This is a genomic window from Paenibacillus sp. HWE-109 (genome assembly GCF_022163125.1).
Taxonomy (GTDB): domain Bacteria; phylum Bacillota; class Bacilli; order Paenibacillales; family NBRC-103111; genus Paenibacillus_E.
Genome location: NZ_CP091881.1, coordinates 1,144,234 through 1,168,874, shown reverse-complemented (window position 1 = coordinate 1,168,874; position 24,641 = coordinate 1,144,234). Strand labels below are relative to the sequence as shown.

Below are 24,641 nucleotides of genomic sequence, written 5' to 3'. Positions count from 1 at the left end.
GAATCATACAAATAATAATTGTATTCTTCATGGCTATCCAGATCACACTCTCCTACAATATAACTAGGAAGTCAACGAGAGGGGATAAAGAAATGGCTGTCTATCCTGTAGCTGATGAAAAGGATCTGCCTGTTGGATCATTTAGAATTGTACAAATCGAAGGGCGATCTATTGGGATCTATAACGTAAAAGGTGACTACTATGCAATTCACAACCATTGCCCTCACCAAGGTGCGGAATTATGCAAAGGGCCTGTATGTGGAACAACGCTAAATTCCTTCGTCTATGAATATACATATGGGCGTGATCAGGAAATTTTGCGATGCCCCTGGCACGGTTGGGAATTTGATTTAAAGACGGGCAAGTCGCTATTCAGTGACAAGGTCAGAGCACGTACCTACCTTATTGAGGTTAATCAAGGAATCATCCATATTGTGATTGGGAAAAAGGAGGAAATTACGTATGAAACCAACCGTTGAGCGGCTGCCTGTCATCGACTGCGATGTGCATAATCAATTCCGCAGCGGACGTGATTTGATTCCTTATTTGGACGAGCCTTGGCGGAGCTATGCGAGTAAATTTGGCGTCCCCAATGCCGGTATTCCCTACTCAACTCCGATAGGGAACAAACGAAAAGATGCTGATCCGCCAAGCGGACTGCCAGTAGGGTCAGATCCGGATTTCATGCTTGAGCACTATGTGAAACCTTTCAACGTCGAATACGCGTTGCTTTGCTCGGATAGCATTATTGGCACATCCTCTTTCGCCGATATCGATTATGTGGCGGCCATCTGTCGAGCCTACAATGACTACTTGATTGCGGAATGGCTCCCGAAGAGCCCTCGATTCAAAGGCTATATGTGCATCCCTATGCAAAATCCAGAGCAAGCCGTCCGAGAAATTGACCGAATCGGCCCTCATCCGGACATCGTCGCCGTCTGTATATCCGGCGGGTCACCGATGCCTTACGGGCATCGCTTCTATCACCCGATTTATGAAGCCTGCGCTCGTCATGGACTTCCACTCCTTCTCCATCCAGGAAGCGAGGGATCCGGGATTTATAACGCACCAACAGCAGTCGGCTATCTCTCGAACTATTTACAGTGGCATACCTGTCTACCTCAAACTTTCATGGCCCACTTAGTCAGCTTCGTGTGCGAAGGGGTCTTCGAGAAATTCCCCAGCTTCAAAGTAGTCCTCTGTGAAGGCGGAGTCACTTGGCTTCCCCCTCTATTGTGGCGATTGGATAAGAACTTCAAAGCGCTCCGCGCTTCAACACCGTGGCTGAAGCGTCTACCTAGTGAGTATGCCAGAGATCATGTGTTCTTCACAACGCAACCCATCGAAGAACCAGACAACCCGAAGCACTTGGAAGCGATGTTCGAGATGTTCGACGCGGAAAATATGCTGTTGTTCTCAAGCGACTATCCACACTGGGACTTTGACGATCCTACCAAAATACTGTCACGACTTCCACAAGAGAAGAAACGCAAAATATGTAGTGAAAATGCTAGAAAACTGTTCAAGCTGGTTTAAGCATGCGTAAAACCTGCCCGACTACGTATCGGGCAGGTCCAACTCATTGCGGTCGCTATTTAGATACAGCCAAGCCTCCAACTAGCTTGAAATCCACTGTCGTTACTGTAATCGTTGCTATTCCCTCGCTCAAAGCGGTCACATTCCCCGTCTGATCCACAATAGTGACAATTGGATTATCCGTTGTCCAACTGACCTTTTTTTGATTTGCTTCAAGCGGTGATACGGCAGCATGGATATGATAGACATTGTTTGTTACCGTATCCAAAGCAATAGCCGCCGCTACGAGTCCATTCCGAAGAGCACTCCAACGAGTAGTATCTATTTCCTAAAGCTAGGGAAACCTACTGTCATCAATTTAAGGAGTGAAACTCCCATGACTTTTAACCAACTAAAATGGACCAGTACAAGAAATCCATTTACTCGAAATAGACCTTTGCAATTAATGATCTTCCTATTCATTATATTTTTTGGACTAATGGCCATATCGCCCACTAATCGACCTCAATGGCTTGTTTATAACTTTTTGCTTATCGTGGTTATCCTTACTCTTATCTTTACTTACAAGTGGTTTCGTTTTTCTAACTTCTCTTATCTTCTGATGTTGATTTTCTTTTGTCTCCATACTTATGCTGCACATTATACTTATGAAGGCACTCCACTTGATCAATGGCTACAAACAAATTTCCATACAAACAGAAGCTACTACGATCGAATCGTTCATTTCGCCTTTGGGTTTTTCTTTTATTTTCCGTTTATTGAGATTTTAAAATTAAAGGTTAAGCTCCGAGGGATTTGGTTATATATGATGCCAATTCTCGTCATACTCGCTTTAAGCGCGCTATTCGAGATCCTTGAAATGCTCGGTGCTTTAGTAGCTGGACCTGAAGGAGAAGAAAAGTTTATCGGAATGCAGGGCGATATATATGATACACAAAAAGATATGGCAGTAGGATTTCTTGGTGGCATCATATCTATAGGTATACCTCTATTGATGAATTGGAATAGGGATAATACATTTGCAATAAGTGATGAAACACATTAGAAAAAGGGGATGGAATTTACAGTGATTTATATTTATAACGATTTCGGGGGAACACATACTACAGCATTGGCTGCAGCTTATCATCTGAAGAAGCTGGACGAAACTCATGTGCCTACGAAGAATGAAATACTGAATACGCACAATTTCAATAAGTTGGTGTACAAGGACAGAGGAAAGTTTTACTTCCACGGGAGGGATGAGGAGGGGAATAAGGTATATACCATGGGCAGAGGTAGATCTAAAATTCTAGTTCCCGGCATTTTTAATCTGATCGATATGTTGATCGAAGAAAAGACTCTCGACGAAAAAATTATTCTATCTAATACGTCTCCTACCGTGCCTTTCTCGATGACATGTGGGGGGATGCTCTCACGATGGTTAAAAATTGATTTTATTGGCGTTCCCTTATTGGTTATAGGAGCGAAACAAGCATATCAAGACATTATTAATCTTGTTCACCATACAAAAAAAGTCGCAAAAAGCTCAAGTTCACAATTAATTATGCTAGATAATAAAGATTTTAAATAACGGCAATCGTCGAGTAAGCCATGCTCGATTTTATGATTTTTTGCATGTAATTTACCAAAAGCGACATACTAAGCAAACTACACCACTATCTAAAAGGAGTTTCCCAATGAAAAAACAAATAATTCTTACAGCGTCACTTGCTTCGGTAATACTGATTGTAGGCTGCAGCAGTAACAAACTTCATCAACAAAGCACTAATATTCAGAATAAAACCATTCAGCAGGAGACTAAAACGGATAACCGTATCCAGATCGCCGATCAAGCTGTAACCAACATTATGAAATTAAATCAAATTCAGCAAGCGAATGTACTTGTGACCAACCGCAATGCTTATGTGGCAGCTATGCTCCATCATGGAGTTGAACTCTCACGTAATTTAGAGGATCAAATCGCTGCACAGGTCAAGGCGGTAGATCCAGCAATTCAAAACGTATATGTATCGACAAATCCAGACTTCTTCGGCCGAATCAATACGTACGTACAAGATGTTCGCCAAGGTAAACCCGTTGCTGGTTTCTTTGACGAATTCAGCGAAACAATAAAACGTGTGTTTCCAAGCGCTCGTTGATAACAGCTGGAAACGCGAAATAGAACTGCTCCGTGTTCCTCCCTCTTACTGATCACTCCACATAGACCTGAATTTGATGGATTGCGTTGTTTTCATAGCCCTTCACATTCCATTCGGCTTGAAAGGGTTGGATATTACCCTTGTCATCAGTTGCCTTTACCATAATAAGGTAGGCTCCAGGTACAGGCACATTCCAATCCCATCCCCACCTTCTCCAACTGTACTTTTTCTCTGAATCAAGCCATGTCACCAAGCTCCATGATTCTCCATGATCATGACTGATCTCAACCTTTTTAACGGATCCATGACCTGACCATGCTGTACCTGTAATGAAATGCTTTCCCCGTCTCAAAATAGCTTGATCCGTGGGCTGGGATATAACGGAATTCACCTTCATTAAAGTAACTGGTCTGCGCTGAGAATCTGCTTCCGAACGGTAGACTACATAATCAATTCTTTGAAAGGGGCCTTTAAAATCCTGATCTGTAGCCACTATTCGGCAAAGCCATTTCACAGAAGCCATACCATACCAATTCGGAACAATCAATCTTGCTGGATATCCATGTTTGTAGGGAATGGGTTTTCCGTTCATACAGAGAGCAATCAGAGTATCGGGATGCATAGCTTTTTCTATAGGAAGACTTCGGGCAAACCGGAAAGTGCCTGGCAGGTCTGTTCGTACTCCTGTATCCATTCCTTCAAATATGACTTCCCGAACATTAAGCTTTATTCCAGCTAACTGTAAAAGAGTTCGAAGACGCACTCCGGTCCAGAGCGCATGACTGACAGCCCCCAGTTCCCATTGAACCCCTTTAGCTTTGGGCTGGAAATACGCTCTCTTGTTTCCTGAACATTCCATCGTAATTGGCAATATGATTTGAGGAAATTGAAATAACGCTTGATAATTCAGGGAAATTGGCTTTTGAACAAGTCCTTCTATATGTAGAGTCCAATCATTTAATGGCAATGCGGGATAAGGGAAATGATTGCGGATATAATACTTGTTTTCTGGTGTAACCCAACTTGAAAGAGATAACATTGGAAATTCCTGATTCTCAGGTACGATAGAGCGGGGAATCCGCCCCGGGTCATACAGATCCATGAAAAGCTCCTTTCCTAAGCAAGGATTCCCTATTTTATGAAATCCTGATTTCTTTCATTCTCCAATAAAATAAATAAAAACAGATCTCCTGCAAAAGGAGATCTGTTTTTTGAGCTTAGCATTTTGTAGGGGGCCTTTACACATAATAATACTAGCATAGACTTCCACTACGTTAAGGAGGTGATTATATGCGTTGCCTACTCTGCGCAAATGAACAACTGTTGAAAGGCAAAAAGTATACATGTTTTATATGCTCCATTGTTAAACGATAAAAGATGAAAGTGCAAAAGCTTGAGACTGAAACTGTTATGGAGGTGTCCTTTTAAAATGGATGCAAGTCAGGATAGGCTCTCTATCATCGCCCTTGGTGGCGTGAATGAAATCGGTAAAAATATGTATGTTCTTCAATACGGTGAGGACATAATTGTTATCGACTGTGGTTCCAAATTTCCGGATGAAAGCTTGCTGGGCATCGATATGATCATCCCAGATATCTCTTTTTTACTTGAAAATAAAGAGAAAGTAAGAGGATTAGTTGTCACTCATGGTCATGAAGATCATATTGGCGGTATCCCTTACATTATTAAACAGTTTAATATGCCCATATATGCGACAAGGCTAACACTCGGCTTAGTTGAAGGAAAGCTTAGAGAACATGGGTTGTTAAGCACAACCGTCTTGCATGAGATTGACTCCAATTCTAAATTGACGCTAGGCATGATTCCCATTCGTTTTTTCCGCACAAACCACAGCATTCCGGACTGTCTGGGGATTGTATTCGATACACCGCAAGGTACAGTCGTGCACACGGGGGATTTCAAATTTGATTTAACACCCGTCAATGAGCAATATGCGGATATACATAAAATGGCGGAAATCGGCCAGCATGGCGTCCTCGCTCTGCTCTCCGAAAGCACCAACTCTGAGCGTCCGGGCTTTACCCCATCCGAACGGTTAGTTGGTGTTCATATTGAAGAAGCTTTTACGAAGGCTACAGGAAAAATATTTTTATCTACTTTTGCATCTAACGTCCATCGCTTACAGCAAGTGATTGACGCGGCTGAGAAAACAAACCGCAAAATTGCCCTCCTAGGCAGAAGCATGGTGAATGTTGTCGATATAGCTTCAAAGCTCGGTTACTTAAGATTGCCACCAGAAATGCTCGTGGAAGCTCAAGAGGTTCAGTGGATGGCGCCTCATGAATTGGTCATTCTCTGTACAGGTAGTCAGGGGGAACCTATGGCTGCATTGGCTCGCTTGGCTAACGGCACTCATCGGCAGGTTGAGGTATCCCCTGGTGATACGGTTATTTTGGCAGCGACCCCCATTCCTGGGAATGAACGCAACGTAGCGCGTATTGTGGACAATTTATTCGAAAAAAGAGCCAAAGTAATTTACGGTTCCGGGTCCGTAACGGGCATGCATGTCTCCGGTCACGCCAGCCAAGAAGAGCTGAAGCTCATGCTGACCTTGATGAAACCAAAATATTTTATCCCGATTCATGGGGAATATCGCATGCTCTATCAACATCGCTTGTTAGCCGAAGCTGTTGGTGTAGAAGCCGACCATATTTTCTTAGTGAATAATGGAGATGTTGTGGATTTTGTGAAAGCGGAGGCTCGTCAAAGCCGTAAGGTTCCGAACGGTAATACGCTCGTTGATGGTCTAGGTATTGGAGATATTGGAAACGTTGTGTTACGAGACCGTAAGGTTTTATCGGAAGATGGTATCTTAATCCTTGTAATCACACTTGCCCGATCGGATGGCTCTATCGTTTCAGGACCAGACATCATTTCACGCGGATTCGTTTATGTCAAGGAATCCGAAGCATTAATGGAGGATGTACACCGCATCGCTCTAACTACACTCTCTCAATTGCAAGAGATGAAATCGAACCAATGGGGCGTTTATAAGCAAGCTATTAAAGAGTCTGTCGGCAAATTCTTATTCACACAAACGAAAAGAAGACCCATGATTCTACCCATTATTATTCAGGTTTGACGGTTGACCCATGTAAGATAGACATTGCTTTTTTCTAAGTAATGTCTATGCATGGTTTCAACAGTATACAATCTATGTAATCGGCTGCCTCTCCTTATTCGCGGCAGCCTGGTATAGAGGAATTACAAATGAAACGGAGGTACCTTCACCTTCTATACTTTTTATTGTAAGTCCTATCCCAAACATTTGCTGCAAACGCTGATTCGTGTTGGACAGTCCTATTCCGCCCCATTCTCTCTTTGACGGAACGTCAAACACGTGCCGAATCTCCTCCTCCTTCATCCCTTTTCCGTTATCCTTGACTTCAATTACGGTACAATCTTCCTCACGAACAATACGGATGAGCACATTTCCGCCTCTCCCCCTGCTAAGGGCTCCATGCCTTACCGCATTCTCAACTAATGGTTGGATAGTAAGCGGCGGAATGAGAAGGGTTTCATCGGAACCTACTTCCCATACGATATTAAGCCTGTCCCCAAAGCGCTCCTTCTCGATATATAAATATGCTCGGATAAGCTCCATCTCATGTGCAAGAGCAACCAGTTTGCCCGAGTTTAGAAAATGAAAACTGATTCGCAAATATTCAATAAACGCGTCGCCTAGCTTGCGCATTCTCGTGGTGTCCAGATCGCTCAATGCCATAATGGAATTGAGTGTGTTAAACAGAAAATGGGGTTGTATCTGCGCTTGAAGATATGCGGCCTCTATACGTAACCTTTCATGGACCGACTGCTTCAAGTCAATTAACGAACGGATGCGGTATTTGAGCTCAAGAGCATCAACGGGCTTAGCAACGTAATCATTCGCACCGGACTTGAATCCAGCATAGATATCGGCAGGTTCACTCCGTGCCGTTAAGAGCAAAACTGGGAGCTCTGAAACAGAGAAGCGTTCTCTTATCTTTCGCGTCAGATCGTAACCGGACATTATCGGCATCATCACATCGGCAACAATCAAATCCCATTGCATTGAACCAAGAAGCACCAAAACTTCCTCAACAGACGTTACCAATTTAACGTTGTATGGCTCGGACCTAAGGATACCAGCAAGAACCTTAAGATTAATAGGGTCATCGTCTATGGCAAGAATGTTCGCCTTCCCCTCCTGAAAAGGTATCGATTCCATCTGCAAGGCGGGAGTTAGGCTGGCAGCCGTTTCCGAGTGCATCCATATGTGTGAGTTTTGCCCATTAAGCTCATCTTGTCTGTACGGCATTTCTGGCGACAAAGGAAGAGAAAATCTAAACGTAGAGCCCTTGCCAGGGGTGGAACGAAGTGTAATTTCACCACCATGAATTTCAACAAGCTCCTTACAGATACTCAGCCCAAGCCCCATTCCCCTATCGTTATCATGAATGCCTTGCTCATAGCGCATAAATATTCGCGACTGCGTTTCTTCATCCATACCATATCCTGTATCAGCTACCTCAATAATTGCTTGACCATTTTCGGTTTTGGCCGTCACCGTCACGGTTCCCTGCACAGTGAATTTAAGCCCGTTATGCACCAAGTTAAATAATATTTGAACCAATCTTTTTTCATCCGCAAGAACCTGCGGCATCGTTTCCGGAATTTTCATTTCCAGCAGGACGTCCTTGCTTTCCGTCATATGGGCAAGCATGCCAAAAACGCCGGAAACTATTGACCGAACCGCCAAGGGTTCTATCTTCAGCACTATGCGTTTTTCCTGAAGACGCACCACTTCCAATAAATCATCAACCATATGCGACATGCGGCTGCTGATCAAGATGAGCAGTTGTAAATCCTCAAGGCCTTTTCTGTCCAAAGCGTGCTGCTGGCTCGTTATTAGATTTTGGGCGATATTCATAATCCCATGCAGCGGAGTTCGTAGTTCGTGGGAAGTATTGGCAAGGAAGATATCCTTTAATCTATCGGCTTCCCGGAGCTGCTTGTTCAGGTTGGCATTTTCTTCGGCATTACGGAAATATCGTCTGAACCAATAGGCTGAGAAAGCAACAATGGCTGCGATCAGATCGATGGGAAAGAAGACGCTGCTTACCTGTTCGCTGAAATCAAATGCCCCCCACAAGATGCTCGAAGTAATACTTATGATTGCAAGCAACAAATAGATGGAGTCCTGATGCTTTTTAATCACCATTTTGACAGCCAGATAAACAAACCAGACCATCGGGAACAAATACAACAAACCAAAAAACATGGCCTTTCTGGAATAATAAATAGCCGTTGGCGATGCGAACAAGACAAACACAGAATAAAGTAGGAGCAGGATGGTATAAGCTCGAAATAGTCGGTTTCTTTCTGTCGTACTGTACAGGGTCTTGATCAAGTATAAAATAAAAAATGAAACACCCATGTATGAGAGCAGTCTGATTTTTTGAGACCACATGTAATTAATCGGAAACCAGAGTTGCAGAATATCATCATTATCGGAAACGACTGTGAGGGCGGCAGCCAGGAGCAACAGGAAGAAGACAAGCAATGCTTTATGCCGCCGATTGAACAGATACAAAATGCAGGCGTATAAACCGTGCAGCATTAGGACAACGAAGGTGGCTAGCTGAAAACCGATGGAATACCAGCGTTCAAAATCGATGGCCGCTTGTGAGCCGAATCGGATTGATTTCGCAATACCGCCGAAAAAAGGGTGCTCAAAATTAGCTACGCGCACAATCAGCTCGATTTCTTTTGCTCCCGCTGCCTCATAGGTAACGGTATAAGAAATATTCTTAGGTTTAAACAATTGAATATGATCTGCAGGATAGCCAACTTCCTTTTGCTTCTGACCATTAACTTCCACAGCCGATGAAGCTTGAATGTCCTTAATCCAGAAAGCGTACGGTTCGTCCAACTTAGAATCTACGAGTATGCGCAACCGATACGTCCCGTAGCCATAAGATAAATATTGACCTTCCGGAAAAGCGCTGCGCCAATCCCCGGGGACTTGAAGGTAACTCGGGAGTCCAACTGAATGCTGGCTCGAGTCCTCATGCGAGAAGTATGCTGATGGGTAGAACTCCCACTCTCCATTAAGACTGATGGCGTGGGCTTGTTTAAAGTTCCAACCGCGCAAATCGAGCACGCCTTGAACCGCATCCGGATGCTTCGGGGTTGAAAATACTTCGGACCAAAGCAACCTAAAACTTAGAAGTACGGTAAGAAAAAGAATAATAATGGTGGCATTCCGTATGTAGGGTTTGAAATATTTCGATCTCATATTGGATGCATTAGACACAATTCTTATTCTCCTTTACAAGTTGGGCGCAAATGTTCCAGACGCATGTAATTTAATATCGGAAGATTCCTATAAGTTTAATATACTCGAGGATTGACTCGATATAAATATAAATCATTCCGCCTCACTGCCGAGAATATCGATCAACGTGATTTCAATGTAAAAAAGGCCCGCAATTAGCGAGGCCTCCTGACACTTATAAATACTCCACAGCAGCCCTTTCAATGGCCAACCCTTGTTTGTACCTTTGCATAAATACATCAAAACCATTAACGTCCTTTTGATCAGGTAATATGGTCTTACCAACTTTCTCTGCAAATATCTTTGTAGTCAAATAATCATCTAAAGTCTCGTTTTCTTCTTTAGCAATCATATAAGAAGCAAGCAGCGCAATTCCCCAAGCTCCTCCTTCACCTGCTGATTCCATTACGGAGACTGGAACATTCAAGGCAGCTGCCATAATCTTCTGGCCAACATCTTCCGTTTTAAAGAAACCACCATGACCCAGAATTTTCTCCAACTTCGCATTTTCTTGTTGTAAAAGGATATCCATTCCAATTTTAAGTGCTCCCAATGAGGAAAACAGATGGGTTCTCATAAAGTTTGCCAAATTAAAGTTACTATTCGATGAACGCACAAATAATGGACGTCCTTCTTCAAAATGCGTGATATGCTCGCCAGAAAGATAGCCGTAAGCTAACAAGCCACCACCGTCTGGATCGCCCTGCAGCGCTAAATGATATAGCGTCTTGTATAACTGACTTTTATCTATATGTTGTCCTAATGCTTTTGCAAATTCATCAAATAAGCCTACCCATGCATTGAGATCAGATGTACAGTTATTAGAATGTGCCATAGCAACCAGACTGCCAGTAGGTGTGGTAACAAGATCGATCTCAGCGTACACTTTAGAGAGTTCCTTTTCTAGTACAACCATGGCAAAAACGGAAGTGCCGGCAGATACATTCCCTGTTCGCTCAGCAATACTATTTGTTGCAACCATCCCCGTCCCTGCATCTCCCTCAGGTGGACAGATCGGAATTCCTGCCTTTAACTCTCCGCTGCTATCTAGAAGTCTTGCTCCTTCCTCGGTGAGAACACCTCCATTTTCTCCAGCCACTAACACTTCGGGCAAAATGTTCTCAAGTCTCCACGATAATTCTTTATCCTTAATTAACTGATTGAATATTTCAATCCTATTTGTATTATATTTTTTAGTAGCTAAGTCAATTGGAAATACACCAGAAGCTTCGCCTATGCCTAGTACTTTTTGTCCGGTGAGTTTCCAATGTATGTAGCCAGCCAATGTAGTTAGAAAATCAATTTGGTTAATATGTTCTTCCTTGTTGAGTATCGCTTGATACAGATGCGCGATGCTCCAACGCTGAGGTATCTGAAAATTAAACTGTTCTGTCAATACTTTCGACGCTTGCTCCGTTATATTGTTCCGCCAAGTGCGGAACGGAACTAATTGCTCACCAGCCTCATTAAACACCATATATCCATGCATCATGCCGCTAAAGCCAATTGCTCCAATGGTTTGTAGAGGAACTCCATAGCGAGACTTCACTTCTGAAGCCATCTTCTGATAACAGTCTTGCAGACCATTCCAAATATCCTCTAAGCTGTATGTCCAAATAAGGTCAACATAGCTATTTTCCCATTCAAAACTGCCGGATGCGATTGGAGAGAAGTCTTCCCCGATTAGAACAGCCTTAATTCTCGTCGAACCAAACTCAATACCCAGTGATGTTTTTCCGTTTAGAATTGCATTTCTAATATCGTAACCCATTGACTATTCCTCCGCTTAGTTCAAAAATCTTCCTATCGTAAAGTATTAATAATTTGATTATAACTTGTACATACAAGTTTGACAAATATATTTATTCATTTGAATTATCCCGAGGTTGTACGAACAAGCGAAACTTTCATCGCAAACATTAATACTTAAACTTCATTTGTAATGACTCATGAATATCTTTACCATTTATAGGAACAATACAACTAGTATTCATAATCCATCTATAATCCATCTAAAAGGAAGGTATCTATTAATGTCTCAAGAGGAAACCTTGCCCCATGATATATCTCCAGATCTTTCTTATAATCTGAAACGGATTCAGGATACCTTTGCCGCATGTAATGATCTCACCATTCTTCCTTGGAGTTACGGCACAGAGCTTGAACGAACGGCCTTTTCCGTATATTTCACAACACTGATCAACACAAAAAATATTAATTTTATGAAAGAATCCTTGCAGGATCTGGTCACTCACGAAATCGGACCGGCAACGTCGATCATACACGAAAATGTGGTAAACTTTTTCTCAAAAAATGGAGTATCTGCTCAGTCAGCAAGCCTATTAGACTCCTTCGATCAGTCAGTGCAGCATATTCTGTCAGGAAACCTCGTCATTTTTTTTGATCAATGGAATAAAGCACTTAGTTATAATGTTTTCGAGTTAGAGCAGAGAAAAGTAACAGAGCCGGTCACAGAGCCTGTTGTCCAGGGTCCGCATGTGTCTACAATTGAAGACCTTGATACAAACATTGGCCTCATTCGAAACTTGCTGAGATCTCCAAGGCTTAAATTTGAATATCTAACAGCAGGGGAAGAAAGCCAAAGGAGAATCACTTACAGTTATTTGGACGGAGCTGTCAATCCGGAAACATTAACTGAATTTAAACGACGTATTTCGGATATAGACAGAGAAGAAATACTGGAAACTTCTTATTTGGAAGAATGGATTGGAGAATCCAAATATTCGCTTTTCCCCCAAGTACGTTATACGGAACGACCCGATACTGCTATTGCCTCATTATTGGACGGAAAAATTATAGTGATGGTGAATGGAACACCAACAATCTTAATTTGTCCAGTAGACTTTTTTGAATTCTTTGTAACAAGCGAAGATTATTATCATAGAACGATTTTTTCATCTTTAATTCGATTGTTGAGAATCGGTGCATTTTGCATAGCCATCTCGCTGCCGAGCATTTATATTGCCTTGTCAACCTTTCACTCCGAGTTGATTCCAACCATTCTCTTGCTTGCAATTCTCGATACACGGGAAGGGATTCCTTTCCCAGCCTTCGTTGAAGCGCTAATCATGGAGTTCTTCTTTGAATTGCTTCGAGAAGCGGGGATTCGCCTTCCACGACCAATTGGTTCTGCAGTCAGCATCGTCGGAGCGCTTGTCATTGGTCAGGCTGCAATCCAAGCCAAAATCGCTTCCCCAGTGATGGTCATTATCGTATCTCTAACCGGGATCGCCTCATTTGCACTGCCTCAATACAGTATGGCTATTACAATTCGCATTATCCGATTTCCTTTAATGATTCTCGCAGCTACTTTTGGTGGACTTGGAATCATGCTTGGCTTCCTCTTAGCCTTCTTGCATATAACTTGCTTGCGCTCACTTGGCCAACCGTATTTAACACCGCTAGCACCGCTTGAAATCAATCAATTGCGGGATGTGCTCATCGTCGTCTCGCGAAAAATCCTGCTTCACTCTCCACGAAACCACCACCTGCACAAGAAAACGGCAGAAAGGAAGAAGGCAAATTGAGATCAGCCATCCCCATCGCCTTGCCCCTATTATCTATTTTGCTTTTGACCGGCTGTTGGGATAAGGCGGAATTGACGGAGTACGGGTTTGTCCAAGCGATTGCACTCGATTGGACGACGAAAGATAAGGTTGAACTTACCACTCATTTCTATCGTCCTTCAGGTGGCATGGAATCCAGTGGGAGTCCACCAGGGGCAAAGGGGATTACGATTAAAACTCAGGCGGATACGGTATTTGAAGCAGTACGGGACATCTCCATCCATTTTGGGCGAAAACCGAAATGGGACCATATGCGTACAATTATCATTGGAGAAAAGTTAGCTCAGAAACTAGAAATCCAAGAAATCCTTGATTTTTTCATAAGAGACCATGAAACAAGGGAAACGACTTTCGTGATGATTGCCGAAGGAAAGGCAAGCAAATTTTTATACATCAAACCGTTAATTGAGAGTACGATCGGCCAACAACTGCGGGCAATGGAAGATTCCACGTTCAAGTATTCAGCCAAGACATCCAGGCTCCCACTGCTTGATTTGGCTATTCAATTCAAAAGCGAAACTAACATCTTGACGGTGCCTTATATCTCCAAAAGCAAATCATCGGAAACCATTTCTTTGTCAGGGATCGCCTTGCTCAAAGATGGAATAATGACCAAAACCGTCATTACACCAGCACATACCGAGTCGTTATTAATGGTACTCAACAAATACCAAAACGGCATTTTGGAATTTCCTTGTAAAGAAGAATCCAATTACAAAATGAATAAAGAGTCGTTTGAGGTCAGTTCTTTAGACACAAAAGTAACACCTAAATTCAATGGGAACGAAATGACAGTTGAAGTCCGCACTAAAATTAAGGGGACGATCGGCGAACTCCACTGCTCTTCCTTGAAGACTAAAGAAGATGGTCAACAATTCCAGGTTAGAGTCAGTAAACAAGTTGAGAGCAATATTAGGAAAATGATTAAGTATATCCAGAATGAAAAGATGGATGCTATAGGCATTGGAAATCAAATTTACAGAAGAAACTCGAAATTATGGAAAGATTGGAAACCAAGCTGGGACGAGCATTTCTCCGAAATCCACTTTGATGTGCATGTCGAGGTAAATGTGTTGAATTCAGGGATGGAGATCGGAACACCATTCGGGAAAAAAGGAGGATAACCATGTTTGCCAAAATCGTATTCATCTCTCTTCTATTTACACCAATGTTGATCTACGATTTACCCAAATGGAAACGAGGATTTCACCGGGATAGGCTCGTGTATGGAGCGTTTATACTACCTATTCTTTATCTAAGTATCATCTATGTGGCGGATGCACCATGGCCAAACCTGGATGAGCTTATCCGCATCTTTTTTTCAAATCCTGCCAAACACATTGTCGAATTAGTTGAACTCCCATCCTGAAATTACATAAAGTATGAGGGACATTATGAAAAACATGGAAAGCATTAGTTCGTTTCAAGTGGGTATGCTGTTTCTCGCAGGCATGACTGGTTCGTCTATCGTTCTTATACCGGGTCCTCTGGCAGGCGCTGCGAAAAATGGGGCATGGATCTCTTTCTTGTTAGCATTTGCATTGGGCATGTTTATTCTGACTTGCGTTCTTTACTTACAGCGAAAGTATCCGGGAATGGCCTTCATTGAATACAGCCGCCAGTCCATAGGGAAATGGCTTACGATAATCGTCGCCGTACCCTATATTTGCGCTATGTTCTGGCAGGTTGCCGCGATTGTAATTGAAATTGGAGGCTTTTTCAAAAGCACGATGATGAAAGAAACACCTAGCTATGCGATTAATTGTTTATTTTTTATTGTGATTGCCTTGACTGCACGCGCCGGGATTGAAGTGATGGCCAGAATGTTCGTTGTCTTGCTTTTCATGATGTTCGGATTTATCTTCTTGGTTTTGGCGTTGGTTTCACCTTATTTTCACCCGGAATTCCTGCTTCCTATTATACCAGACGGGATTAAACCGGTCCTTCACGGTGCCTATATCGCCTATGGATTTCCCTATGTTGAGGTTGCGCTGTACGCAGCAATCCTTCCGTTTGTGCGCAAGAAAGACAAAGACAAGATTGGAAAATATATGGTTTTCGCTTTGATTATCAACGGCATTACATTACTGGCATCTATTGTATGTTCCATAATGGTTTTAGGCCCTTTGACCGGTGAGCTTAAATACTCCTTGTTCTTGCTTGCTCGGTTGATCTTTATTCAAGAAATTCTCGAAAGAACTGAATCGGTGATCGGATTCTCGTTGATTATCGGATCGTATATGAAAACCAGCATCCTATTATTTATATTAACGAATGTTATATCGCAACTGTTCAAATTGAAAGATGATCGCATCCTGACCTATCCCATTGCGGTTATCTGTCTTCTCCTCTCTATCACGATGTACCCCAATGAACCTTCGTTCATGGAAGACGGTTATGTGATGTGGACTTTATTCGACAATTTCGCATACCTTCTCCCTCTGATTTTAATCATTATAGTTACTATTTTCAGAAGCAAAAAGAGTGGAACGCTCAAAATAATTCCAGAAAAATGAACGAGACAGTGATTCACCGAGTATCCCTTGTTCTCCTATTCCCCCTTTACCATAGATACAAATCGTTCCCTTTTAGCTTGAAAATCGCTTCCATGAAATAGTAGTCGCCATAAATAATCGCGTGATGATGGTTTGCCGAATGATAGGCGGCTGAACCGTATTGAACCAAGCTATCACTGTCAGTTGTCCAATTGATCCGGGAGCTATCCAACGTTTGGAGCATCTTCAACGCAGCACCCAGATACAGATCCTTCTCATGCTCGCCTACGACTTTCGCAATTTCAATCAGACCGCATGCTGCAATCGCTGCAGCCGTATCATCCTCGCGCTTCGGTACTTTCGGCTGACGGAAATCAACCGGAATCACGCCATCTGCTGGAATGTTTGAGATAAAATAGTTGGCAATACGTTTCGCGGTTTGCAAATAGTCATCCTTTTGCGTATGAATATAGCTCATCATGTACCCATATAACGCCCAGGTCTGCCCTCTCGTCCAGGAAGAACCTTCTTCATATCCTTGGCCGCCATACGTTCTAACTACGCCGCCTTCAAACGGATCAAATTCTACAATGTGGTTCACAGATCCATCCGGTCTGACAAACGCCGTCATCGCCGTATCGGCGTGCTTCATCGCAATTTGCTTGAACCTTGGATCACCCGTTTCTTCCGAAGCCCAGTATAGCAGCGGAATATTAAACATGCAGTCGATAATCGCCCAGCCTCTTGTATCAGAGCCCTCTACTTCGTTCCATGCCCGAATAAAGCCGCCTGCCAAATTAAAGCGACCTGCGAGCAGTACAGCAGCATGGAGTGCTCGTTTGCGAGATTCCGGATTCTGCGTCACTTTATAATTCGCCCTACTCGTCGGCAACCACATAAATCCAACATCATGATGCAAACCGTAAAATTCATCAAAACAGCGATCTAATTCTTTTTCGGAGATTTGTGCGATTTCTTTATATTTCTCGTTACCTGTTTCGTGATGCATAAGCCACATCATGCCGCCCCAGAAGCCGTTGGTCCACCAGTTAATTTCATCCGTTTCGGTACCAGTAGGATTGTCCACGATGCGATTATCATGTGTGCCGTTGATGGTCGTGTACGGAATTTTATGTTTGGACTTTTCGCTGACCCAGTCCATTTTCAATTTAATTTTGCCAATCACATTCTCTAGCCAAATTTGGTCTTTTGCCTCAAGCATACTCATTTCTTCTACCCCTTAAGTTTATTTGATTTCAATATCCAAGACTTTCGGTTAGCTTTGCGTACATCCAATCATATGACAATCTCCCGCTAATCTCATGAGCACCAGGAAAAAGATCTGTTGCCAGAAGATCTGGCTTTCCAATACTCGTATAAGCAGCTTGAATGGCTTCGACAGCTTTAATAAATCCTTCTTTGGGAAAAATCGGATCATCCAAGCCCGACTCGAGAAACAGCGGTCTAGGCGCAATTAAGCTAATCAGTTCCGGTAATTCGGCATGATTCAGAATACCCGGGGTATAGTTGCACAGACAATGGTGAACCGCAAGAATACTTTCTTTGAACGTGTTAGGGAAGCCTGCCAGCACAGTTGCATGCAAGCGCTCGTCTAGGACGGAGGCAATGAAGGCTATCAAACTGCCTCCTGAGAAACCCATGATTCCAATACGTTCTGGGTCTACTTCCTCCAAACCACTAAAGTAATCTAATGTACATAAAGCCTCTTGAATACGAAGCCCTGTCAATGTCTTACCAACCATTAACAATTGTGCAGCCATCGTATAACAAGAGCTAGGAGCATTAGGGTCTTCTTTTAAGTCTGACTGTAACCTTCTCTCTCCGAATCCCACGACGTCTGGTGCAATCACAACCATGCCTCGATGAACCAATTCGAGGGCAAAATTATGATAAATGCCAGGCTGCCCTTCATCCCATGAGCCGTCCGGATGCATCCCTAGAATTTGTCTACTTCCATATCCGTGACCGTGAACAGCCACTACACCTGGCAGTTTTGACTTTCCAAATCCTTTAGGTACTAATACATAAGCAGGAAATGTTAATCCTGGCGTGGCAGAGAGTTCTACCCGCTTTCTTATATACGTGCCACAGTCCATTTCCTCCAAAAGCACTGGCGTATGATTTTCTTCCTTCTCAAAAGTACCGATGGACCGGGCTAAAACTTCTCTTAGATGTACTTTTCGATCGTTCGCCTGCCTGCTGCGATCTAGCCCTTGGTTCATCCTTGATTTTTCATATTCAGTTGCCAGAAATTGATCCGCTGCCCACATAAGCTCATCCTCCATATGAAAACTGTCGTAAGAGGAATTCCCTTACGACAGTTGCTCATTTTATTATTTTTTCACAGATAAGAAAGCATCAATTTGCTTCTGCATTTCGGTTTGAATTTTCTTCACCGCGGAGCTCGCTTCGGCTTTATATTTATCCCAATACGTTTGCGGGTCCACTACACCATTAAAGATAGGATCCATGTACTTGTCCCGAAGTGTATTCAGTTGAGCAACCTCATTCGCAACTGACGCAGAATCGAAAGTAAAACCAGCTAATTTACTCGGTGTAAAGTTTTCACTAACAGCCGTGTATTTGTTCAGGACAATCGTCTCCGCGCCCAGGCTTTGATCATAGCGATCCATAGTTGGATTCCAAAGCCATGCATAAGGGAACCACGCATAGTCGTTATCAAGCTTCTTGTACTGATCGTCGCCAACAGGCTCCCAGTTTTTGCCCTTTATCCCGTATGCAAGCAAGTCATAGTTATCCTTTTGCTGTGTCCAGTTTAAGAATTGAATCGCACGCTCTTTGTTTTTGCTAACATGCGTCAGAGCGAGGAAATTCCAAGCTTGGAAAGTAGACACATTCGCTCCCTTCTCTTGTTTAAACAAAGTCACAGCTTCAATCTCGCCATTTACGCTCTTCTTCACCGCAGCCGCATCGTCAGCATTCACACCAAAATCGTTGGCATTGATAATGGCTGCTTTACCCGCTTTATATTCGGCCTTGGCATCTTTGACCGATAACACATCTTGATACATCAATTTATCGGTATATAGTTTTCTAACATCGGTAATCCAGTTCCAAACTGTTGGATCCATTTGATCAAACATATTGTAGACCTTACCGTCGTTGTTTTTCAAGAAGAGAACACCATTCGTACCAATTTGTGTATCATCAATGTGGCTATCGTAATCGAATAACTTACGGAAGTTCGCCCAACCCATTGCGCCTTTTCCCGCGATAATAGGTGCAATATTGGTCTCTTTCTCCTTGATGACTTTGGCATAATTAATCAAATCATCGTACGTCTTAATTGGTGCTACGCCATATTTCTCTCTCAGATCTTTGCGGACGTAAAAGACACGACCTTGAAAGTAGGAATTGGTAAGCGGGATCGCCATAATTTTGCCGTTATATTTATTAGAATTCCATAATTGTTCGGATCTCGCTTTTAATATATCCGGGCCATATTGTTTGAGTAAATCACCTAACGGTTCATAATAGTTGCCTGCTACCATTTGACTCAAGTGAACCCAAGGTGCATCGAATACTAAGTCGACATCCTCTCCAGACGCTAGCGTAACTTGTGTTTTTTGAGTGATGTCAGAGAACGGTACGAAAACCACGTTCAGCTTCACATTAAGTGTACCCGACATGCGTTTTTCCGCTTCTGCAATCACGGTGTCAAAATCTTTCGGGCGATCACCTGGAATCATGATTTTAAGTGTAGCTGGCTCGTTCTTCTTCACAGCTGAAGATTGTTGTGTGTTCGTTGCAGCTGAGGATGTTGCGGATTCCGCCACCTTGTCTCCATTGCTGCAGCCTGCCAATACCGCCATAACGGTAACTGCTGTCAAACCTAAGCTAATCCATTTCTTCATTTCTGTTTGCCTCCCTTTATGAAACATCTTCCTTATATGTTCAACCGGCATCACCCGGGGAACAACATTACCCTTTAATCGCGCCAACAGTCAAACCTCTGACAAAATATTTCTGAACGAAGGGATATACGAGTACAATAGGACCGATCGTTAAGCACACAGTTGCCATTTGAACAACATTCGTAGGTGCTGACACACTATAGGAAGTACTGCTTCCTGAAACATAAGAAGAAACATTCAAGTTCGAAATGAGCTGACGGATCATCATTTGAAGCGGATGCAGCTTGTAATTATCGATAAACAGAAGGGATAACCACCAGTCGTTCCAATATTGCAGCGCATAAAATAGCGTTATTGTTGCAATGGCCGGCGCCGTGATAGGCAAAATAATTTTGAAGAATATACGAATTTCTCTAGCTCCATCGATGGTCGCCGATTCATTAATTTCATAAGGTAACGTCCGGTAAAAAGATACGAGTATAAATGCATAAAATGGATTTAACAAATACGGTAAAATGAGTGCCCAAACGGAATCCTTCAGATGCAGCCAGTTAGCGATCAAGATGTAGAAGCCGACCAGTCCAGCGCCAAAAACCATCGTAAAATACGTAAGGAATGAAAGGATATTGCGATATTTAACCTTACGGTTTGCAATTACATAGGCATACATCGCTGTAATAATCACTGAAAGTGCAGTTCCTATAATTGTAACCAATATAGAGACCCGGTAACTGCGAAAGATTTGATCTCCTTGCAAAATGAATTTATACGCATCGAGTGTTAGAGCGCTCGGTAGTAGTTGATACCCATGAGCCATAAAGCTGGCTTCTGAAGCAAAGGAATCAATGAAGACGAGCCAGAATGGCACAAAACAAAACAAAGCAAATAACAGAACAATTAAGTTCATACCCATTCCAAATGTTTTTTCACGCAACGACCAGTTCTTCAGATTAGCATTCAAACGGTTAACCTCCTAGAACAAACTTGAATCTTTATCGATTTTGCGGACTAATCCGTTAAACACGACGATACAAATCAATCCCATAATGGATTGATAAAAAACTACGGCTGCCGACATGCTGAAATTCCCTAGTTGACGCAAGGCGCGGAACGAATACGTATCAATGACATCCGTTGTCGGGAAGAGGACTCCATTGTCACCTACGATTCCATAAATCATGCCAAAATCGCCATAGAAAATCCGACCGACACCCAGTAAGGCAAGCATGATGATAATCGGTTTGAGCAAAGGAATTGTAATATGAATGATTTGTTGAAACCGTGATGCACCGTCAATTTCGGCTGCTTCATAATAATCGGATGAAATTCCTGTAATAGAAGCTAGGAAAATAACCGAATAGTAGCCTGCAAATTTCCACACATAGATTATGGTTAAGATGGCCGGCCAGGCACCCGACTTCTGGAACCATGCTACTTCGGGCAGCCCGAGGGTGATCAGGAATTTGTTCAGCAAGCCATCACCTGTATTTAAGATCGCGAACACCATTAAACTAACCACTAACCATGAGATGAAATATGGCAAGAATATAATGGATTGTGCTAGTTTTTTAAACAGCTTCATACGAATCTCATTTAAGAGGATCGCAACGCTGGCAGAAATGAGTAAACTGAAGATAATGAATAATCCATTTAGGAACAATGTGTTGAAGGTTACCTGAATCCAATCATGACCTTGAAAGAAGAATTTGAAATTATCAAATCCAACCCAGGGACTTCCCCATATCCCATTCATAAGTTGATATTTCTTAAAAGCGAGCAAATGACCCGACATAGGGACATAAGCGAAAATAAGTAGAAATAGAAGACCAGGCAATGCCAATATGTAGAGATCGACATTTTTCCTGATTTCTTTAAAGAAACCCATCTGTTCATCACCTCAACCCTTTTTTGTTGTAATAGCAGCTCTTGTCGATGTGCTTATCATAATTCGCTCGGCAAGGACTGGTAAAGTCAGAAGATTGACGATGCAGTCCTTCAAATGGCTGTACAGATGCGAATAGCCGTATTGAATACAAGGAAGCAGAATAAGTACTTCCATGAAGGAACTGCCTTTCCTATAATAGAAGTTAGCTATTAGAGGGGGATACTCATGAAAATCATAACTCGGATCAAAATGCCTCTGCTGTTTCCAATGCTCAGCCTGTTATTCATGATCTTACTTACATTTACCTTATTCATGTCTTACGAATATTCCAAGCAAGCAGCAGCTGACGTCAACACCTTCTCCTTAGCTAAGATGCGGCATTCTTATCAAAATACGTTATTTACTTTCGATACTATTCGTTCCTTTGGGGTTAGTACCTATCAGGACACCGCGATAAGCTATTGGCTGATCTCAGATCAACGCGATCCAATCAGTGATGCGGATGCTTTCAATGCAGCTAGCCGCTTTGCATCCCTGCAGCCTTTCATCCATTCCATCTATTTAGTAAATACGAAAACGCGTAAAGTCATAGACACCTCAACGAGCCTGCAGGATTTCAATACTTTTCAAGATCAAGGTATCATTCGAAAAATTCTGGAGGATCGTCCATCCTACATTTCTTACTTCAATCATGCAGTCGGCAATGAGACCTATATTGGAATGATCATGCCAAACACACCATCAACGAATTCTGGCTATTTAGTCATTTTGCTCAATAAAGATCAACTTCAAAAGTTTCTGCTGCAGAATGAAGATACCGTTGGTTTACAAATTAATATTACGGATAAAAACAAACAAATAATGCTTGGTGAGAGCATTTCGAATGTTGCGCTTACGGACACCTACTATCAGGCTCCGGACAAGCCGTTTCAACCCATAGAATATAAACTAGGTAAAGATAAACGAAAGATTTCATCTGCTGAGCTGCCTATTGAACAATGGGTGATGCATTTTGTAGTCGATGAAAACTTCTTGACTAAGAACATTAATAAGTTCAAACAGAAGTTAGCCTTTTGGTGTGTGGTTCTTCTGATTCTCATGCTTCTGCTATTCATTTGGAGCTCACGTCGAACGTTAAGTCCTTTTCGCAAACTATCCGCGGAATTACAAAATAAGCTTGGCCTTCATTCGATTCAACAATCGGGAGCGGATGCTGACATCATTCGAAGTGGATTCACGTATCTCATGGATTCCCTTCAGAATATGAATCATTCGCTCAAGGATTATCGCCATATCGCCAAAGAAGAATTCCTGCGCCAATGGCTGTTGCAGGGAACAAAGCTTGAAGGAAAAGTTCATAACGAAGTGTCTCCATTGCTGGCATATGAAAACCTTCATCTGGCCATCTTACGGATAGAAACCTACAAATATTTCGTAGATACGTATAATTACAACTCACGAAAGCTGCTTAAATATGCCATGGGCAATATTGCACAAGAAATCTTCAACGAAGCTGACTACACGTGTGAATCCGTTGATATGGGCAGTGATCATATCGTTTTATTGTTGGGTGTCCGTGACTTCACCGAGCAGAGAAGTAAGCCTGACATCAAAGATTCCTTAGAAAATGTTGGCCTTCAAATCGAAAAATGGCTGCAAATTCGAACCTCCCTCGCGTTGAGTAGCACCTTATCCATCCAAGATAATTTACGACAGTCTTATCAGGATGTGTATGAGTTGTCATTGCTTAAGTTTTTTAATGGGGAGAATAAAATTTATTGTGATTCTGACTTGGAAGAGAGCTTTCAACAAGAACAAATCTATCCGGACCAAATTGCCTTGAACGAGTTGATACAAGTGATTAAGCAGAATGATGCGGAACGTTCTATCGCGCTGCTAGACCGGTTACTGGTCCAACTAAAGCATGCTTCCTATTCCGAGTGCTTGTTCCAATTACAAATGATCGTCTATAGCTTATACAAAGCATTTAATAAGGTCACAACGATGAAGGAATCTATTTTGGAAGAATTCCGCGCTGATCGATTCTCTTCACTCGCTGAAGCACAAACTTGGATCGAACAAGAAATCCTCAGCATCATGGAAACCCTCAGCCAGAATCAAATCGGTGGTCGCAAAGGGGAACTGGTTCAAGAAATCATGGAATACGTCCAGGATCATTTACAGGACCCCCTCCTCTCAACGGATATCATCGCCGACCATCTTGGCTTCTCGTCCAGTTATTTGAGACACCTGTTCAAAGAGGCCACACAGGTCACTTTAGCCGATTTCATCTTGCTTCAGCGTATTGAGCAGGTCAAATATTTACTGGTCAACACGGAGGATACGTTAGCTATCATTGCTTCCAAGACAGGATTCCAAACCCGAAGCCACTTCTTCAGCGCTTTTAAAAAGGCGACGGGATGCACACCAAGTCAATATAGAAATGAATTTGTAAAAGAGTGAGCTTCGAGAACGATAAAAAAGCAGTCATAGAGGCATATCCTCTTGACTGCTTTTTGGGTATCAGGCATTTCTATTCTGTTCCAATCATACGGTTCAACGGTTTGAATACAGGTAAAATCCAATCGGTCGGCCCAGGAATTTCCGGGAAATACAGAAGTAGAATCCCAATGGTCAAGGCTATAACGGAGATACCTCCAACTGTTGCTTTCACTTTGACACTTTTGACATGTCTCGCCTCCATCATGTAGATCACCAAAGCTAATATAATCATTCCAAGAACAGGGAATACTTTCAAGCATAA

At 42.6% G+C, this 24,641-nt stretch carries 22 protein-coding genes; 11 read left to right on the top strand and 11 right to left on the bottom strand.

The window, feature by feature from the left end; all coding sequences use genetic code 11:
• Positions 1 to 92 precede the first annotated feature (92 nt).
• Together LOZ80_RS04810 and LOZ80_RS04805 are read left to right on the top strand one after the other, a co-directional pair.
• Entirely contained in the window at positions 93 to 479 is a 387-nt protein-coding gene (locus tag LOZ80_RS04810; protein ID WP_238170352.1) for a Rieske (2Fe-2S) protein, read from the top strand.
• Positions 463 to 1,536 carry an amidohydrolase family protein gene (locus tag LOZ80_RS04805; RefSeq protein ID WP_238170351.1) on the top strand — a complete coding sequence of 358 codons (1,074 nt, stop codon included), beginning with the start codon at positions 463 to 465 and terminating at the stop codon, positions 1,534 to 1,536. Before LOZ80_RS04810 ends, LOZ80_RS04805 begins: the two co-directional genes overlap by 17 nt.
• A gap of 55 nt (positions 1,537 to 1,591) precedes the next feature.
• Here LOZ80_RS04805 and LOZ80_RS04800 read toward each other — a convergent pair whose 3' ends face one another.
• Entirely contained in the window at positions 1,592 to 1,804 is a 213-nt protein-coding gene (locus tag LOZ80_RS04800; protein WP_238170350.1) for an Ig-like domain-containing protein, read from the bottom strand.
• A gap of 108 nt (positions 1,805 to 1,912) precedes the next feature.
• On the opposite strand from LOZ80_RS04800, the gene LOZ80_RS04795 reads away from it, so the two are divergent.
• The 3 genes from LOZ80_RS04795 to LOZ80_RS04785 all read left to right on the top strand — a co-directional run bounded on the left by LOZ80_RS04795 (position 1,913) and on the right by LOZ80_RS04785 (position 3,677).
• On the top strand, positions 1,913 to 2,581 hold the full coding sequence (locus tag LOZ80_RS04795; RefSeq protein ID WP_238170349.1) for a DUF2238 domain-containing protein: 669 nt from the start codon (positions 1,913 to 1,915) through the stop codon (positions 2,579 to 2,581).
• Between the two features lie 21 nt (positions 2,582 to 2,602).
• Entirely contained in the window at positions 2,603 to 3,109 is a 507-nt protein-coding gene (locus LOZ80_RS04790) for a DUF3189 family protein (protein WP_238170348.1), read from the top strand.
• 106 nt (positions 3,110 to 3,215) lie between these two features.
• Positions 3,216 to 3,677, top strand: a complete 462-nt coding sequence (locus LOZ80_RS04785; RefSeq protein WP_238170347.1) for a YhcN/YlaJ family sporulation lipoprotein — start codon at positions 3,216 to 3,218, stop codon at positions 3,675 to 3,677.
• Positions 3,678 to 3,729: 52 nt separating this feature from the next.
• On the opposite strand, the gene LOZ80_RS04780 is transcribed toward LOZ80_RS04785, so the two are convergent.
• Positions 3,730 to 4,779, bottom strand: a complete 1,050-nt coding sequence (locus LOZ80_RS04780; protein ID WP_238170346.1) for a sulfite oxidase — start codon at positions 4,777 to 4,779, stop codon at positions 3,730 to 3,732.
• A 327-nt stretch (positions 4,780 to 5,106) separates the two neighbouring features.
• Between LOZ80_RS04780 and LOZ80_RS04775 the strand changes: the two genes are divergently transcribed.
• Positions 5,107 to 6,780 carry a ribonuclease J gene (locus LOZ80_RS04775; RefSeq protein ID WP_238170345.1) on the top strand — a complete coding sequence of 558 codons (1,674 nt, stop codon included), beginning with the start codon at positions 5,107 to 5,109 and terminating at the stop codon, positions 6,778 to 6,780.
• A 72-nt stretch (positions 6,781 to 6,852) separates the two neighbouring features.
• On the opposite strand, the gene LOZ80_RS04770 is transcribed toward LOZ80_RS04775, so the two are convergent.
• The gene (locus LOZ80_RS04770) at positions 6,853 to 9,993 is read right to left on the bottom strand and encodes an ATP-binding protein (RefSeq protein WP_337950999.1); all 3,141 of its coding nucleotides are present in this window, start codon (positions 9,991 to 9,993) and stop codon (positions 6,853 to 6,855) included.
• A gap of 196 nt (positions 9,994 to 10,189) precedes the next feature.
• The gene (locus LOZ80_RS04765; protein WP_238170344.1) at positions 10,190 to 11,785 is read right to left on the bottom strand and encodes a xylulokinase; all 1,596 of its coding nucleotides are present in this window, start codon (positions 11,783 to 11,785) and stop codon (positions 10,190 to 10,192) included.
• A 262-nt stretch (positions 11,786 to 12,047) separates the two neighbouring features.
• Between LOZ80_RS04765 and LOZ80_RS04760 the strand changes: the two genes are divergently transcribed.
• From LOZ80_RS04760 to LOZ80_RS04745, 4 genes are read left to right on the top strand one after another with little or no spacing between them, the layout of a single operon-like run.
• Positions 12,048 to 13,562: a spore germination protein gene (locus tag LOZ80_RS04760; RefSeq protein WP_238170343.1), complete on the top strand. Its 1,515-nt coding sequence runs from the start codon at positions 12,048 to 12,050 to the stop codon at positions 13,560 to 13,562.
• On the top strand, positions 13,559 to 14,725 hold the full coding sequence (locus LOZ80_RS04755; RefSeq protein WP_238170342.1) for a Ger(x)C family spore germination protein: 1,167 nt from the start codon (positions 13,559 to 13,561) through the stop codon (positions 14,723 to 14,725). Before LOZ80_RS04760 ends, LOZ80_RS04755 begins: the two co-directional genes overlap by 4 nt.
• A 2-nt stretch (positions 14,726 to 14,727) precedes the next feature.
• Positions 14,728 to 14,970 carry a hypothetical protein gene (locus LOZ80_RS04750; RefSeq protein WP_238170341.1) on the top strand — a complete coding sequence of 81 codons (243 nt, stop codon included), beginning with the start codon at positions 14,728 to 14,730 and terminating at the stop codon, positions 14,968 to 14,970.
• A gap of 25 nt (positions 14,971 to 14,995) precedes the next feature.
• The gene (locus LOZ80_RS04745) at positions 14,996 to 16,117 is read left to right on the top strand and encodes a GerAB/ArcD/ProY family transporter (RefSeq protein ID WP_238170340.1); all 1,122 of its coding nucleotides are present in this window, start codon (positions 14,996 to 14,998) and stop codon (positions 16,115 to 16,117) included.
• A 46-nt stretch (positions 16,118 to 16,163) separates the two neighbouring features.
• Here LOZ80_RS04745 and LOZ80_RS04740 read toward each other — a convergent pair whose 3' ends face one another.
• The 6 genes from LOZ80_RS04740 to LOZ80_RS04715 form a co-directional block, all read right to left on the bottom strand.
• Complete coding sequence (locus LOZ80_RS04740; protein ID WP_238172896.1) at positions 16,164 to 17,318, bottom strand: glycoside hydrolase family protein; 1,155 nt, start codon at positions 17,316 to 17,318, stop codon at positions 16,164 to 16,166.
• Positions 17,319 to 17,352: 34 nt separating this feature from the next.
• Positions 17,353 to 18,387 (bottom strand): dienelactone hydrolase family protein, encoded by a 1,035-nt coding sequence (locus tag LOZ80_RS04735; protein WP_238170339.1) that lies wholly within the window; start codon positions 18,385 to 18,387, stop codon positions 17,353 to 17,355.
• 63 nt (positions 18,388 to 18,450) lie between these two features.
• Entirely contained in the window at positions 18,451 to 19,992 is a 1,542-nt protein-coding gene (locus tag LOZ80_RS04730; protein WP_238170338.1) for an extracellular solute-binding protein, read from the bottom strand.
• Positions 19,993 to 20,059: 67 nt separating this feature from the next.
• Positions 20,060 to 20,926 (bottom strand): carbohydrate ABC transporter permease, encoded by an 867-nt coding sequence (locus LOZ80_RS04725; RefSeq protein WP_443147049.1) that lies wholly within the window; start codon positions 20,924 to 20,926, stop codon positions 20,060 to 20,062.
• 39 nt (positions 20,927 to 20,965) lie between these two features.
• Positions 20,966 to 21,877, bottom strand: a complete 912-nt coding sequence (locus LOZ80_RS04720) for an ABC transporter permease (protein ID WP_238170336.1) — start codon at positions 21,875 to 21,877, stop codon at positions 20,966 to 20,968.
• Positions 21,878 to 21,889: 12 nt separating this feature from the next.
• Complete coding sequence (locus tag LOZ80_RS04715) at positions 21,890 to 22,051, bottom strand: hypothetical protein (RefSeq protein ID WP_238170335.1); 162 nt, start codon at positions 22,049 to 22,051, stop codon at positions 21,890 to 21,892.
• A 51-nt stretch (positions 22,052 to 22,102) separates the two neighbouring features.
• Between LOZ80_RS04715 and LOZ80_RS04710 the strand changes: the two genes are divergently transcribed.
• Entirely contained in the window at positions 22,103 to 24,340 is a 2,238-nt protein-coding gene (locus tag LOZ80_RS04710; protein WP_238170334.1) for an AraC family transcriptional regulator, read from the top strand.
• Positions 24,341 to 24,410: 70 nt separating this feature from the next.
• Here the strand turns inward: LOZ80_RS04710 and LOZ80_RS04705 are convergent, their stop codons facing one another.
• Positions 24,411 to 24,635 carry a hypothetical protein gene (locus LOZ80_RS04705; RefSeq protein WP_238170333.1) on the bottom strand — a complete coding sequence of 75 codons (225 nt, stop codon included), beginning with the start codon at positions 24,633 to 24,635 and terminating at the stop codon, positions 24,411 to 24,413.
• Between the last annotated feature and the right edge of the window lie 6 nt (positions 24,636 to 24,641).

Bases quoted from the DNA above. Each gene is read 5' to 3' on its own strand.
- LOZ80_RS04810 (WP_238170352.1), top strand. From the start codon at position 93: ATGGCTGTCTATCCTGTAGCTGATGAAAAGGATCTGCCTGTTGGATCA.
- LOZ80_RS04805 (WP_238170351.1), top strand. From the start codon at position 463: ATGAAACCAACCGTTGAGCGGCTGCCTGTCATCGACTGCGATGTGCAT.
- LOZ80_RS04795 (WP_238170349.1), top strand. From the start codon at position 1,913: ATGACTTTTAACCAACTAAAATGGACCAGTACAAGAAATCCATTTACT.
- LOZ80_RS04785 (WP_238170347.1), top strand. From the start codon at position 3,216: ATGAAAAAACAAATAATTCTTACAGCGTCACTTGCTTCGGTAATACTG.
- LOZ80_RS04780 (WP_238170346.1), bottom strand. From the start codon at position 4,779: ATGGATCTGTATGACCCGGGGCGGATTCCCCGCTCTATCGTACCTGAG.
- LOZ80_RS04775 (WP_238170345.1), top strand. From the start codon at position 5,107: ATGGATGCAAGTCAGGATAGGCTCTCTATCATCGCCCTTGGTGGCGTG.
- LOZ80_RS04765 (WP_238170344.1), bottom strand. From the start codon at position 11,785: ATGGGTTACGATATTAGAAATGCAATTCTAAACGGAAAAACATCACTG.
- LOZ80_RS04760 (WP_238170343.1), top strand. From the start codon at position 12,048: ATGTCTCAAGAGGAAACCTTGCCCCATGATATATCTCCAGATCTTTCT.
- LOZ80_RS04750 (WP_238170341.1), top strand. From the start codon at position 14,728: ATGTTTGCCAAAATCGTATTCATCTCTCTTCTATTTACACCAATGTTG.
- LOZ80_RS04745 (WP_238170340.1), top strand. From the start codon at position 14,996: ATGAAAAACATGGAAAGCATTAGTTCGTTTCAAGTGGGTATGCTGTTT.
- LOZ80_RS04740 (WP_238172896.1), bottom strand. From the start codon at position 17,318: ATGCTTGAGGCAAAAGACCAAATTTGGCTAGAGAATGTGATTGGCAAA.
- LOZ80_RS04735 (WP_238170339.1), bottom strand. From the start codon at position 18,387: ATGTGGGCAGCGGATCAATTTCTGGCAACTGAATATGAAAAATCAAGG.
- LOZ80_RS04730 (WP_238170338.1), bottom strand. From the start codon at position 19,992: ATGAAGAAATGGATTAGCTTAGGTTTGACAGCAGTTACCGTTATGGCG.
- LOZ80_RS04720 (WP_238170336.1), bottom strand. From the start codon at position 21,877: ATGGGTTTCTTTAAAGAAATCAGGAAAAATGTCGATCTCTACATATTG.
- LOZ80_RS04715 (WP_238170335.1), bottom strand. From the start codon at position 22,051: ATGGAAGTACTTATTCTGCTTCCTTGTATTCAATACGGCTATTCGCAT.
- LOZ80_RS04710 (WP_238170334.1), top strand. From the start codon at position 22,103: ATGAAAATCATAACTCGGATCAAAATGCCTCTGCTGTTTCCAATGCTC.